General features: G+C 66.1%; 10 protein-coding genes. 2 read left to right on the plus strand and 8 right to left on the minus strand.

What is annotated here, in order from left to right; translation table 11 throughout:
* Positions 1–52: 52 nt before the first annotated feature.
* The 6 genes from VGR99_RS04490 to VGR99_RS04515 all read right to left on the minus strand — a co-directional run bounded on the left by VGR99_RS04490 (position 53) and on the right by VGR99_RS04515 (position 6,699).
* Positions 53–1,024 (minus strand): oligopeptide/dipeptide ABC transporter ATP-binding protein, encoded by a 972-nt coding sequence (locus VGR99_RS04490; protein WP_326897094.1) that lies wholly within the window; start codon positions 1,022–1,024, stop codon positions 53–55.
* On the minus strand, positions 1,021–2,013 hold the full coding sequence (locus tag VGR99_RS04495; RefSeq protein WP_326897095.1) for an ABC transporter ATP-binding protein: 993 nt from the start codon (positions 2,011–2,013) through the stop codon (positions 1,021–1,023). Before VGR99_RS04495 ends, VGR99_RS04490 begins: the two co-directional genes overlap by 4 nt.
* The gene (locus VGR99_RS04500) at positions 2,010–2,882 is read right to left on the minus strand and encodes an ABC transporter permease (protein ID WP_326897096.1); all 873 of its coding nucleotides are present in this window, start codon (positions 2,880–2,882) and stop codon (positions 2,010–2,012) included. The genes VGR99_RS04495 and VGR99_RS04500 overlap by 4 nt, the downstream gene beginning before the upstream one ends.
* Positions 2,869–3,819 (minus strand): ABC transporter permease, encoded by a 951-nt coding sequence (locus VGR99_RS04505; RefSeq protein WP_326897097.1) that lies wholly within the window; start codon positions 3,817–3,819, stop codon positions 2,869–2,871. The genes VGR99_RS04500 and VGR99_RS04505 overlap by 14 nt, the downstream gene beginning before the upstream one ends.
* Before the next feature lie 7 nt (positions 3,820–3,826).
* Entirely contained in the window at positions 3,827–5,362 is a 1,536-nt protein-coding gene (locus VGR99_RS04510) for an ABC transporter substrate-binding protein (RefSeq protein WP_326897098.1), read from the minus strand.
* A gap of 140 nt (positions 5,363–5,502) precedes the next feature.
* The gene (locus tag VGR99_RS04515; protein WP_326897099.1) at positions 5,503–6,699 is read right to left on the minus strand and encodes a CoA transferase; all 1,197 of its coding nucleotides are present in this window, start codon (positions 6,697–6,699) and stop codon (positions 5,503–5,505) included.
* A 183-nt stretch (positions 6,700–6,882) separates the two neighbouring features.
* Between VGR99_RS04515 and glgA the strand changes: the two genes are divergently transcribed.
* Positions 6,883–8,298, plus strand: coding sequence for a glycogen synthase GlgA (gene glgA / locus VGR99_RS04520; protein WP_326897100.1), 1,416 nt, complete (start codon positions 6,883–6,885; stop codon positions 8,296–8,298).
* 331 nt (positions 8,299–8,629) lie between these two features.
* On the opposite strand, the gene VGR99_RS04525 is transcribed toward glgA, so the two are convergent.
* Both VGR99_RS04525 and VGR99_RS04530 read right to left on the minus strand, forming a co-directional pair.
* A complete protein-coding gene (locus tag VGR99_RS04525; protein ID WP_326897101.1) occupies positions 8,630–9,580 on the minus strand; it encodes an oxygenase MpaB family protein in 951 nt (316 codons plus the stop codon).
* A 78-nt stretch (positions 9,581–9,658) separates the two neighbouring features.
* Positions 9,659–10,807: a patatin-like phospholipase family protein gene (locus tag VGR99_RS04530; RefSeq protein ID WP_326897102.1), complete on the minus strand. Its 1,149-nt coding sequence runs from the start codon at positions 10,805–10,807 to the stop codon at positions 9,659–9,661.
* A gap of 209 nt (positions 10,808–11,016) precedes the next feature.
* Here VGR99_RS04530 and VGR99_RS04535 point away from each other — a divergent pair, with 209 nt between their 5' ends.
* On the plus strand, positions 11,017–11,904 hold the full coding sequence (locus VGR99_RS04535) for a LysR family transcriptional regulator (protein WP_326897103.1): 888 nt from the start codon (positions 11,017–11,019) through the stop codon (positions 11,902–11,904).
* Positions 11,905–11,976: the final 72 nt, after the last annotated feature.

Below are 11,976 nucleotides of genomic sequence, written 5' to 3' on the forward strand. Positions count from 1 at the left end.
CGCCACCATGCCACGAGTGGCGGGACGAGACAAACCCGGGAGCGGTCTTAGTTCAAGCCAGCGGATGGTGACAAGCCGCGAACTGGCCCGGTGCGACCTCGCGCAACTCCGGTATCTCCGCGCTGCATCGCTGATCGGCCCGCGGGCAGCGGGTGCGGAAGCGGCAGCCGGACGGAGGTGCAATCGGCGATGGCGGCTCGCCGGTCGCCACACTCTCGGCGGGACGCACGTCGGGATCGGGTACCGGAATCGCCTGCAGCAGCAGCCCGGTATAGGGATGCGCGGGCTTTGCGAACAATTGCTCCGACGGCCCGACCTCGCAGAGCCGGCCGAGATACATCACCGCGACGCGATCGCTGACCGCTTTGACCACCGCAAGGTCATGCGCGATGAACAGCAATGTCAGGCCGAACCGCGTCTTCATCTCCTCCAGCAGATTGAGGATCTGCGCGCGGATGGAGACGTCGAGCGCCGAGACCGGCTCGTCGCAGACGATGAATTCCGGATTGAGCACCAGCGAGCGCGCGATACAGATGCGCTGGCACTGCCCGCCGGAGAATTCGTGCGGCAGCCGCCCCGACACGAGATCGGGATCCAGCCCGACCGCGGAGAGCACCTCGTGAACCCTGCGCTTGCGCTCTGACGCGTCCTTGACGCCGGCGATGATCAGCGGCTCGGCCACGATGTCGCCGATGCGGCGGCGCGGATTGAGCGAGGCGATCGGGTCCTGAAAAATGAGCTGCACGCGGCGCCGCATTTTTCGCAACGCCTCGCCTTCCATCGCGGTGAGATCCTCGCCGTCGAACAGCACGCGGCCGGACTTGGCGCGCCGCAGTTGCAGCACCGCACGCCCCAGCGTCGACTTGCCGCAGCCGGATTCGCCGACCAGCCCCAGCGTCTCGCCGCGCGCGACCTTCAGGCTGACCCCGGAGACGGCGTGCACCGTCCTGTCGCCGAGACCGTATTCGACGACGAGGTTGTCGACGTTCAGAAGCGGCTCTTCGCGCAGGGCAAGCTGCATCATGCGCCGACCTCTTCCGTCATCTGGATCGGATGGAAGCAGGCGTAGAGATGATCAGGCATCTCCGCGCCCTTCAAGTCAGGCTTCGCCTCATGGCAGCGCCCCGCGGCATAGCGGCAGCGCGGCGCAAAGGAGCAGCCTTTCAGCGGCCGGGTCGGATCGGGCGGACGGCCGGAGATCGCGGGCAGCGGCGTATGCGGCGCGGTCTCGAGCTTCGGGATCGCCGCCAGCAGCGCCTCGGTGTAGGGCATGTGCATGCGCTTGAACAACGCCTGCGTCGGCGCGCGCTCCACCACCCTGCCCGCATACATCACCGCGACCTCGTCGGCGCGGCCGGCGACGACGCCGAGATCGTGGGTGATGATGATCATCGCCATGTGGCGGCGGCGCTGCTCGCGCGCGAGCAGATCGAGGATCTGCGCCTGGATGGTGACGTCGAGCGCCGTGGTCGGCTCGTCCGCTATCAGCAGCTTCGGCTCGCAGGACAGCGCGATCGCAATCGCGATGCGCTGACGCATGCCGCCGGAGCATTGATGCGGATATTGCGCGAGCCGCTGCTCCGGCGCGGGGATGCCGACGGCGGCCAGCAGCTCGATGCTGCGCTTGCGCGCCGCCGGCGCATCGAGCTCGAGATGCTCCTGGATCGTCTCCATCAACTGCGTGCCGATGGTGAGCACCGGATTGAGCGAAGTCATGGGGTCCTGGAACACGACAGCGAGGTCGCGCCCGCGCAGGCGACGCAGCCGCTCCGCGTCGAGCCGCACCAGATCCTGGCCGTCGAACATGACGCGGCCCGTCAGCTTCGCCTTCTTCGGCAGCAATTGAAGCACCGCGCGCGACAGCATGGTCTTGCCGCAGCCGGACTCGCCGACGATGCCGAGCGTGCGACCCGCCTCAAGCGACAGATCGACATGATCGACCGCGCGCAGATTTCCGCGCGGGGTCGGCAGCTCGACCGCGACGTCCTCGATGGTCAGTAGCGGGGTGCTCACAGCGCCCCCTGACGCGGGTCGGTCAGTGCCCGCATGGTGTCGCCGACGAGGTTGAACGCCAGCACGGTCAGGAATAGCCCCGCCGCCGGCAGGAAGGCGAGTCGCGGCGCGACGTCGAGACTATCGCGGCCCTCACCGATCATGCTGCCCCAGCTCGCCATCGGCGGCGGCACGCCGAGGCCGAGGAAGGACAACGCGCCCTCGACCACGATGGTGACGGCGACGCCGAGCAGGAAGAAAGCGAGCAGCGGCAGGATCACGTTCGGCAACAGCTCGCGCAGCAGGATGCGCGCATGGCTGGCGCCAAGGGCTTCGGCCGCAATCACGAACTCGCGGCGCGCCAGGGTCAGCGTTGCGGCGCGCGCCACCCGCATGAAGGCGGGAATGCCGAGCACGCCGAGGATGATCGTCAGATTGGGAATCGACTGGCCGAGATAGGCGGTCACCGCAAGCGCGAAGATCAGCGGCGGAAAGGCCAGCAGCACATCCATGCCGCCGACCACCAGCGTCTCGAACCGCCCGCGGAAATAGCCGGCAAACAGGCCCAGCGCGCCGCCGAATGTCAATCCGATCATCGGCGCGATCAGCCCAACCGTCAGCGACACGCGCGCGCCAAAGATCAGCCGGGCGAGCTCGTCGCGGCCGAGCCCGTCGGTGCCGAGCCAGTGCTCGGTGGAGAACGCCGCGCGGCGCTCCAGCATGTCCATGTCCACGGGGTTCTGCAGCGGCAGCACCGGCGCGAGGATCGCGAGCGCAAGGATGATCACGAGCCAGGCGCTCGCGAGCCAGAACAGCAGACCGAGCTTGCGCTTGCGGCGGCTGGGTGCAGCCGTCGCCTCGTCCTGCATCGACAGCTCAAGCGTGGCCATGGCGGATCCTCGGATCGAGCACGGCGTAGAGCATGTCGACGATGAAATTGACGATGACGAAGCCGCAGGCGACCAGCAGCACCACGCCCTGGAGGATGACGAGGTCGCGGGTGTAGATCGCGCCGACCAGCAGCCGCCCGATGCCCGGCAGCGCAAAGATCGTCTCCACGATCAGCGTGCCGCCGAGCAGGCGGCCGATATTGATGCCCGTCACCGTCACCAGCGTCAGCGACGAGGGCTTGAGCGCGTGCACGAACAGGATGCGCGCCGGCTTGAGGCCTTTGGCCTTGGCGAGCGCGATATAGTCTTCCTGCAATGTCGCGATCATGTCGGAGCGCAGCACGCGCATGATGCCCGGCCATTCGGCCAGGGCCAGCGTCAGCGCCGGCAGCACGAAGAAGCGCAAATTGCCGAGCGGCTCCTCGGTGAACGGCACATAGCCGGTCGCCGGCAGCCAGTGCAGCTCGACCGCGAACAGGTAGATCAGCAGGATCGCCATCAGGAAGGACGGCATCGACAGCATGGCGAAGGCGCTGCCGGTCATGAACCGGTCGAACGCGCCGCCTGCGCGCGCGGCGCAGGCGATCGCAACGGGAACGCCGATCAAGAGGCCGATGAACTCGGCCATCAGCATCAATTGGAGCGAGACCGGAATGCGCTCGGCGACCGCCTGCAGCACCGTCTGCCCGGTGCGGAACGAGCGGCCGAGATCGCCCTGCAGGACGTGCCCGAGCCAGCTCAGGTAGCGCCACCACAGCGGCTGGTCGAGCCCCATGTCATGGCGAAGCGCGGCGACATTATCCGGCGTCGCCTGGTCGCCGAGGATGACATAGGCGAGATCACCCGGCAGCAGCGAGGCGATCAGGAAGGTGAGCAGCGAGACCGCGAGCAGCACCGGCAGGATGGCAAGCAGCCGCCGCACGACGAAAATCAGCATCGCGCGATCATTCCAGCCAGGTGGTCGAGACGTCGATCACGCCGTTGTAGATCTTTGGAAAGCCTTTCAGCTTGGCGCTCGACAGCGCGTAATAGGTGTTCTGGAAGGTCCAGAACCAGATCGCCTCCTTGTTGATCAGGCGGCTGATCGCGCAATAGTCCTCGGTGCGCGCCGCGACGTCGGCGGTGACGCGGGAATGGTCGAGCAGCCGATCGAGCTCCGGATCGACGAAGTTCGCCAGCGACAACGGGCTTCCGCTGCGGAAATTCGCGTACATCTGCGGATCGGGATCGGCGAGATCGACGATGCGCCAGGGCACGAGCTGGAACTGACGCGCGAAGGCGCGCGGCGGGATCGTGGCCTGGTCGACCTGCTCGATCTCCATATTGGCACCGGCGCGCTTCCAGAATTGCTGCAGCACCTGTCCGATCATGCGGCCGCGCGGCGTGGCGGTCACCAGCATCTTGAACTCGACCGGCTTGCCGTAATCCTTCAGCAGCGCCTTGGCCTTCTCGAGGTCGAACGGCAGCGCGCCGTCGTCCTTGCACTTGACCCAGGAGCCGTCGCCATAAGGATTGCTCGCGGGCCGGCTCAGGCCGTTGCTGATCGCTTGCGACATCTTCGGGCGGTCGATCGACATCACCAGCGCCTGGCGCACGCGGACGTCGTCGAACGGCGCCACCTTGGTGTTGAAGGCGTAGACCTGCGCGCCCGAGCCCTTGTAGGTGTGCACGGTGAGCTTGGAGTCCTTCTGCGCCTTCATGATGTTGTCGGCGTCGTTCTCGTCATCCCAGATGATGTCGGCTTCGCCCGATTGCAGCGAGGCGAACCGCGACTGCGCGTCGGGCAGCGGCTTCAGGATGATACGGTCGAGATAGGGACGGCCCTTGTTCCAGTAGTCCGGGTTCTTCTCCAGCACCATGCGGTCGCCGGCGGTCCATGATTTCAGGATGTAGGGACCGGTGCCGACGGGATTGCGATTGTAGTCGGCGCCCTTGGTTTTCCAGGCCGTCGGCGAATGAATGACGTTGTTCGAGCTCTGGATGGTGATCGTGGCCGGCAGGTTCACGGAGGGATCGGTCAGATTGTAGACGATCGTGTATTCGTCCGGCGCCAGCACCTCCTTGACGTTGCTGATGTAGAAGGCACAGCGGCACTTGTTGGCGGGGTCCTTCTGCCGGTCGAAATTCTCCTTGAAGGCCTGCGCATTGAACGGCGTGCCGTCGTGGAATTTCACCCCCTCGCGCAGCTTGAAGGTCCAGGTCTTGTAGTCGTCGGAATGCGTCCAGGACACCGCGAGTTTCGGCGCGGCCTCGCCCTTGTCGTCGAGCGTGGTGAGCGTGTCGAAGATCGCGGCGGCGGCGGTATTGGTCGACGTGTCGTAGACGCCGACCTTGAGCGGATCGAAGCCCGAGATGTCCATCTCCTGGCCGACGGTGATGCTGCCGCCCGATTTTTGCGCGTGCGCAGGCGAGACAAGCGCAAATGCCGCAACAAGGAAAATCGGCGCGCAATTGCGCGCTGCGGCAACAATCTTCGTCATGGTTCCTCCCGGGATCCCTCGTCCGATGTTTCGGATCGTTGAATGACTCGGGCGCGAGATTGGCGACAAATGCTCGCCACGGCAAGAGGAACACAAGGGAGATCAAATGCCGCATGCGCGTAGCGCAGCGCAAATGTTGCTCAGTGTGTCGCGGCTGTTTTGCCTGTCGGAATTGACGCGTCGTTCGACAGGCCGACCTCGTCACGCAGCGCATCGGTATGCTCGCCGAGCGCGGCCATCGTCTTCGCCGGCGTGGTGTCGGCGCCCGACATCCGGAACGGCAGATTGAGCACCTGGAAAGAGCCGCCCGCGTCCTCCACCGGGGAGAGCGCCTGGCGATGTGCGAGCTGCGGATCGGCCAGCGCCTCGGACACGGTGCGATAGGCCGAGGCCGGCACGCCGGCGGCGCTCAATGCGACGAGACACGCTTCGGTCGAGAGCTGCTTCGACCAGGCCTCGACGCCATCCATCATGTCGGCCCAGTTCTCGCGGCGCGGCGCATAACTGGAGAAGCGCGCATCGGCGATCCATTCGGGCCGCCCGATCACGCCCATCAAGCACTGGAAGGTCTTCTCGCTGGCGACCGTGATCATGACGTAGCCGTCGGCGGTCTCGGTCGGGCCGAACATCGGGCGCGGCGGCGGCTTCACCGCGAATTGCGAGCTCTGCAGCTCGATCACCGTCAGGCTCAGCATCGACTCCAGCATGGAGACGTCGATGTGCTGGCCCTGCCCGGTCACGGTACGCTGATAGAGCGCAGAGGCGATCGCGCCAAAGCCGTAGGTGCCGGTGACGACGTCGGCATGATAGATGCCGCAATAGTCCGGCCTGACCCGGCCGGGCTGGTAGGCGAGATGCGCCATGTCGTAGCCGGAGGCCGCATGGATCACCGGTGCGTAGGCCGGCAGCTCGGCCGAGGGGCCGCTCTGGCCATAGCCCGAGATCGAGCAGTAGATCAGCCTGGGATTGACCGGGCGCAGGCTGTCATAGTCGAGCCGCAGCCGGCGCATCACGCCCGGGCGAAAGTTCTCGACCAGGATGTCCGATGTTGCGACCAGCCGTCGCACCGCCTCCCGCCCGTCCTCGGACTTGAGGTCGAGCACGATGCTCTTCTTGCCGACATTGAGCTGGCCGAACACGGTGCTGCAGCCCTTGCGCAGCGGCGGCCGGGTTCGCATCGTCTCGCCGCCGTCGGTCTCGATCTTGATGACCTCGGCGCCCATGTCCGCGAGCATCCGCGCGCAATGGGGACCGGCGATGGTGGTCGAGAAATCCAGCACCCGCAGGCCCGCGAAGGCCTTTGTCGTCGTGTGTTCGTGCTTATCTGATAGCTGCATCCCCGGCGGTCCCTTAGGAACGATCAACGTTCTCTGTTGTTGGTGCGCCGACCCTAGAGGGCGGCGGCTGAGTAGGAAAGTCTTTACCGAACGAACGCATCGCGCGGGCAGGCTGAGATATCCAGGAGCAACTGGACCCGATCTTGCATAGCAGCAATCGGGATCGGAAGAGGGCAATCGTTCTTGAGGGTCTTGTTCGTCACCACGGAGATGGACGACTTCGTCCGCGTCGGCGGACTTGGTGCCGTTTCCGCTGCCCTCCCCCGAGCGCTCCGCCCCTTCGCCGATATCCGGATCATGCTGCCCGGCTATCGCGACATCATCGAACAACTCACGCATATTCAGATCGTTGGACGCTGCCCGGCATTTGCGGAGATGCCCGCCTGCTCGCTCGGCCGCGCCGCGACCAAGGACGGCCTGCCGGTCTATGTGCTGTTGTGCTCACAACTCTACGACCGGCCCGGCAACCCCTATGGCGACGAGTCCGGGCGCGACTGGCCCGACAACGACATCCGCTTCGCGCGCTTTGCCTCGGCAGCCGCTGAGCTGGCCATGGGCAAGCTGGACAAGAATTGGGCAGCGGACCTGGTCCACGCCAACGACTGGCAGGCTTCGCTCGTGCCTGCCTATCTCGCCTGGCGCGGCGCCAGGCTACCGTCGATCCTGACCATCCATAACCTCGCCTATCAGGGCCTCTTCCCGAAGGAGTCGCTGCGGCGAATTGGCATCCCCGAAAGCTCCTTCCACATCGACGGCGTCGAGTTCTACGACCAGCTCTCCTTCCTCAAGGCCGGCCTCGTCTACGCCTCGCACCTCACCACCGTCAGCGGCACCTATGCGCGGGAGATCACGACGGAGGAATTCGGCTGCGGCCTCGAAGGCCTGCTCCGCGTCCGCTCCGATGCGGCCGAGCTCACCGGCATCCTCAACGGCATCGACGAGAGCTGGGACCCGCGCTCATGCTCCCAGCTCGCCCAGCAGTTCGGCGCCGGCGACTGGATCGGCAAGAAGGCCAATGCGGACTACGTCCGCAAGCAGTTTGGCCTCGCGGTCTCGCGCGGGCCGATGTTCGCGATCGTCGCGCGCCTCGTGCACCAGAAGGGCATCGACCTCGTGCTGTCGGCCGCCGACGAGATCATCGATTCCGGCGGGCAGATCGTGGTCACCGGCTCCGGCGAGCCGGCGCTCGAGCAGGCCCTGATCGACGCCCATCGCCGCCGCCCCGACGCCATCGGCGTCACCATCGGCTTCAACGACGCCCAGGCGCGGCGCATCTTTGCCGGCAGCGACTTTACCTTGATGCCGTCGCGGTTCGAGCCCTGCGGCCTCAGCCAGATGTACGCCCAGCGCTTCGGCTCGCTGCCGATCGGCCACCAGACCGGCGGCCTTGCCGAGACCATCACCGACGGCGAGACCGGCTTCCTGTTCTCAAGACCCTCGCACGAATCCTTCCTCGGCGGCGTCCGCCGCGCCTTCTCCGCCTTCATGGCCCAGGACCAGCTCGACACCATGCGCCGCAGCGCCATGGGCCGGTCGTTCTCGTGGAGCATCTCGGCGGGGAGTTACAACGCGCTGTATCGGAAGCTGGCCTCGGTGTGAGGCCGGGGCCAAGGCGCTTCCACATCCTCCGTCATTGCGAGGAGCGAAGCGACGAAGCAATCCAGACTGTCCCAGCGGAGGGATTCTGGATTGTTTCGCGGAGGCTGTCATCAGGCCGCGCTTCGCGCGGACCCGGTGGCTCGCAATGACGATGTGGAGAGAGCGCGCGTCTCATCACCGCTCTCGTGCCCCGGACGCAGCGCAGCGTCTCTTCGACGGTGCGCTGCAGAGCCGGGGCCCATGTCACGCCGAAGTCCGCGGCCCCTGGGTCCCGGCTCTGCGCCGCAATGCTCGCGCATTGCGGCTTGTCCGGGACACAAGATTTGAACGCTCACCCCTTCCCGCGCGCATCCATCTGCGGGCGGCCGATCCAGGCGCGGTTGAGACAGCGGGTCATCCAGTCGGGCCCGGTCCCGCCATTCAGCCGCGTCATCGCTTCCTGGTAAGGGCCGACATAGCGCAGCCGGTCAGGCAATTTCGGATAGACGCGCCTGATCCATCTCAGCGCGTTATCAGCCGCTCGCGCGTCACGCGGATCGAGCTCAAAGCCAAAGCCCGCACGTATCGGCTCCGGCAGCATCCGCGCCGTGAGCGCGCGGTACCAGCGCGGCGGCCGCAGCCACGGACGTGCGCCGCCAAAGATCTGCGCGGCGATCTCCCGCGCGGCCGGGCTGACGGTCAGCGTCTCCGACTGCGTCATCGCAGCCGTGTAGGCGGCAAAGCCGGCCCAGTCCGCCGGCAAATCGTCGCCCGTCAATCCGAACAGCGCGCCGAACGTCCGGCTCCCCGTCCAGTAGCGCTCGCGCTCCTCCACCGAGAGCTGCGGCAGGACCAGGTCGTGTGCCATCAGCGCGCTCTCGACCAGCGTCGCATGAACCCAACGCAGCGAGGGGATGTCGTTGGCGCAGTAGCGCGAGCCGGCCGCGAACGGACCGACCGTCTCGGGCATCTCGCCGACGATCATGCTGTGCCGCCGATGTAATTGCCGCGACGACAGCAAGGCCCGGTCGAGCGAGCCGAACACCATGGCGAAGACGATGTCGAAGGTGCGGTGAAAGCGGCCGATCGGATCGGCGAAGGTTTTTGAATGCTCGGCGATGGCGGCCGCGACCCAGGGATGGGCGAGTTGAAGCAGCAGCGCGCGCCCGGCGCCGAGGAAGATCACGGCCTCGCGGTCGATCCGCCAGGTCACCGTATCAGGACCGAACACGCCAGCAACAGGTCCCGCCGCATCGATGCGGACCCGATCGAGCGCCAATTCCAGATCGTTCGCGGACACCACCTGCAGGGCCTCACCGACTTGCGGACCCCCAACGATCCGCAAGACCTATGGCAATTCGATGAACGGCGGACGCAGCTCCTATTCCGCCGCCATCGGCATCTCGTCGATATGCTCGTGCAGCACCACGCCGGCGAGCGGATCGAATTCGCCGATCCACGGTTTTCGCGCGAGCACAGACTTCGTATGAGCATAACCAGCGTGCCAGCGCCGCGTGATCCCGGACGGGCTGAAATCGATGTCCTTGGTATGGGTCTCGCGATCAAGCTGCGGTGCCAGCAGCCGCACCACATGCATGCGGGTCGGACAGCCGTAGCTCGCGAGCTCGCGCACGGCCGGGTCATTACGGTCGCTCTCCGGAAGCCGTGCCGCAAGCTGGTTGATGACGTGGCGCAGGCGATGGGTCTGCTGCTGGCGCACGATCTGGCTCGCGATGCGGCTGGAATACTGTACGTCCTTATGGCGGTTCAACACCTCCGCCATCGTCGTCGGCTCGGCACCGACGGGATTCCACAGATGCACGGAGAAGATCAGCGAATCCTTGCGCGGATTGTCGTCGAACACCGCTTCCGTCGGCGTATTCGAGAGGATGCCGCCGTCCCAATAGAGCTCGCCATCGATGCGGATCGCCGGGAAGGCCGGCGGCAGCGCGCCGGAGGCCATGATGTGCTTCACCGTCAGCTCGCCGTCGCGGCTGTCGAAGTAGCGCATTTCGCTGGTGCCGACATGGGCCGCACCGACCGTCAGGCGCGGCGCGCAGCGATTGGCGAGATCGAAATCGACCAGCTCGCACAGCGTCGTCTCCAGCGGCGCAGTCGAATAGTAGCCGGCGTGATCGGCGCCCAGCGGATAGGAATCCCCGGCATGCGCCAGCGGGTTGGGTCGGAAGAAGCCGGGAATGCCGTGGGTCACCGTCGACCAATAGGCCAGCTTCTCGTTGAAGCCGGGAAATCCGGAGCGCCAGTCCCAGACCGGCTTCTGCTCCATCCGCTTCCAGAACTCCCTCAGGCGCGCGAGCCGGTGCTCCGGCGCGTTGCCTGCGATGAGGCTGGCATTGATGGCGCCGATCGAGGTGCCGATGATCCAGTCCGGCTCGATGCCGGCCTCGTGGAGCGCCTGGTAGACGCCGGCCTGGTACGAGCCGAGCGCACCGCCGCCCTGAAGCACGAGGACGACCTGGCCCGGCAGGTTCATGCTCTTTCGCTGCCCGCTGTCCTGCATGTCGTTCATGTCTCGCTCCTGTCGAGCCTATGGGTATCATTCGCCAAGTGTACGCCGGGTATAAGGCTATTGTTACGTCTTGCCGTTCTCGGCGATCGCCGGGCCTTTTGGAAATGCCGGCTGGCTTCCGAAACCATACGCGCGCGCTATCGCCGCCAGCATATCATTCCCTGCCCCGATCGGTTAGATTTCGGGCCGATCTCGCTGGGAGCCGATCCATGGAAATGCACCAGGTCCGCTACTTCCTGGCGGTGGCGCAGCTCTTGAATTTCACCCGCGCCGCCGAGGAGTGCAACGTGACGCAGCCCTCGCTGACGCGCGCGATCAAGCAGCTCGAGGCCGAGCTCGGCGGCGACCTGTTTCGCCGCGAGCGCCCGGCTGCCCAGTTGACCGAGCTCGGCCAGCGCATGCATCCGCTGCTGAAGCAGTGCTATGACGCCGCAATTGGCGCGCGCTCGCTCGCTTCCTCGTTCAAGAGTGGGGAAATCGGCGCGCTGCGGGTCGCGCTGACCCATTCGATCGACCTTGCGCTGCTGATTCCGTATCTCAACGAGATCAGGCGGCAGTTCAACCGGCTCGAGCTGCGCTTCCTGCGCGGAACCAGCCGCGAGGTCGGCGAATTCCTCAAGAAGGGAGAAGCGGAGCTCGGCATCGCGGCCGAGATCGACGAAGCCTGGGAACGGCTCGACGTCTGGCCGCTGTTCACCGAGACCTTCGATCTCGTCGTCAGCCGGGAGCATCGCCTCGCCGGCCAGGATACCATCGAGCCGGACGATCTGCGCGCCGAGCAATTGCTCGGCCGCAATTATTGCGAGCACTCCCGGCGCATCTCCGCGAGCCTGCGCGAGCACGGCGTCGACGTCGATCACGGCCACGAGATTTCGAGCGAGCGCGACCTGATCGAGCTGGTGGAGGCCGATATCGGCATCGCCATGATGCCGCACAGCTCACCGGTGCCGGACAGCCTGAAGCGCGCCACCGTCGTCGGGCTCGACGCCCGCCGCACGGTCAGCCTCTACGGCGTGGCGGGCCGGCAGCGCACGGCGGTCGCCAATGCCGTGATGCGCATGCTGCGTGGCGCGGACTGGCGCATTGTTGCGGGGTAGCCGCGGGTACGATCGCCGCTCTTTCCCTCTCTCACAAAGCGGAGAAGGAAAAACGAGCGCGTTGCGCGAAAT

The sequence above is a fragment of the Bradyrhizobium sp. genome, from assembly GCF_035935975.1.
Lineage (GTDB): Bacteria > Pseudomonadota > Alphaproteobacteria > Rhizobiales > Xanthobacteraceae > Bradyrhizobium.

Coding starts and splice junctions, on each gene's coding strand:
- VGR99_RS04490 (WP_326897094.1), bottom strand. CDS start 1,024: ATGATGCAGCTTGCCCTGCGCGAAGAGCCGCTTCTGAACGTCGACAAC.
- VGR99_RS04500 (WP_326897096.1), bottom strand. CDS start 2,882: ATGGCCACGCTTGAGCTGTCGATGCAGGACGAGGCGACGGCTGCACCC.
- VGR99_RS04505 (WP_326897097.1), bottom strand. CDS start 3,819: ATGCTGATTTTCGTCGTGCGGCGGCTGCTTGCCATCCTGCCGGTGCTG.
- VGR99_RS04510 (WP_326897098.1), bottom strand. CDS start 5,362: ATGACGAAGATTGTTGCCGCAGCGCGCAATTGCGCGCCGATTTTCCTT.
- VGR99_RS04515 (WP_326897099.1), bottom strand. CDS start 6,699: ATGCAGCTATCAGATAAGCACGAACACACGACGACAAAGGCCTTCGCG.
- VGR99_RS04530 (WP_326897102.1), bottom strand. CDS start 10,807: ATGAACGACATGCAGGACAGCGGGCAGCGAAAGAGCATGAACCTGCCG.
- VGR99_RS04535 (WP_326897103.1), top strand. CDS start 11,017: ATGGAAATGCACCAGGTCCGCTACTTCCTGGCGGTGGCGCAGCTCTTG.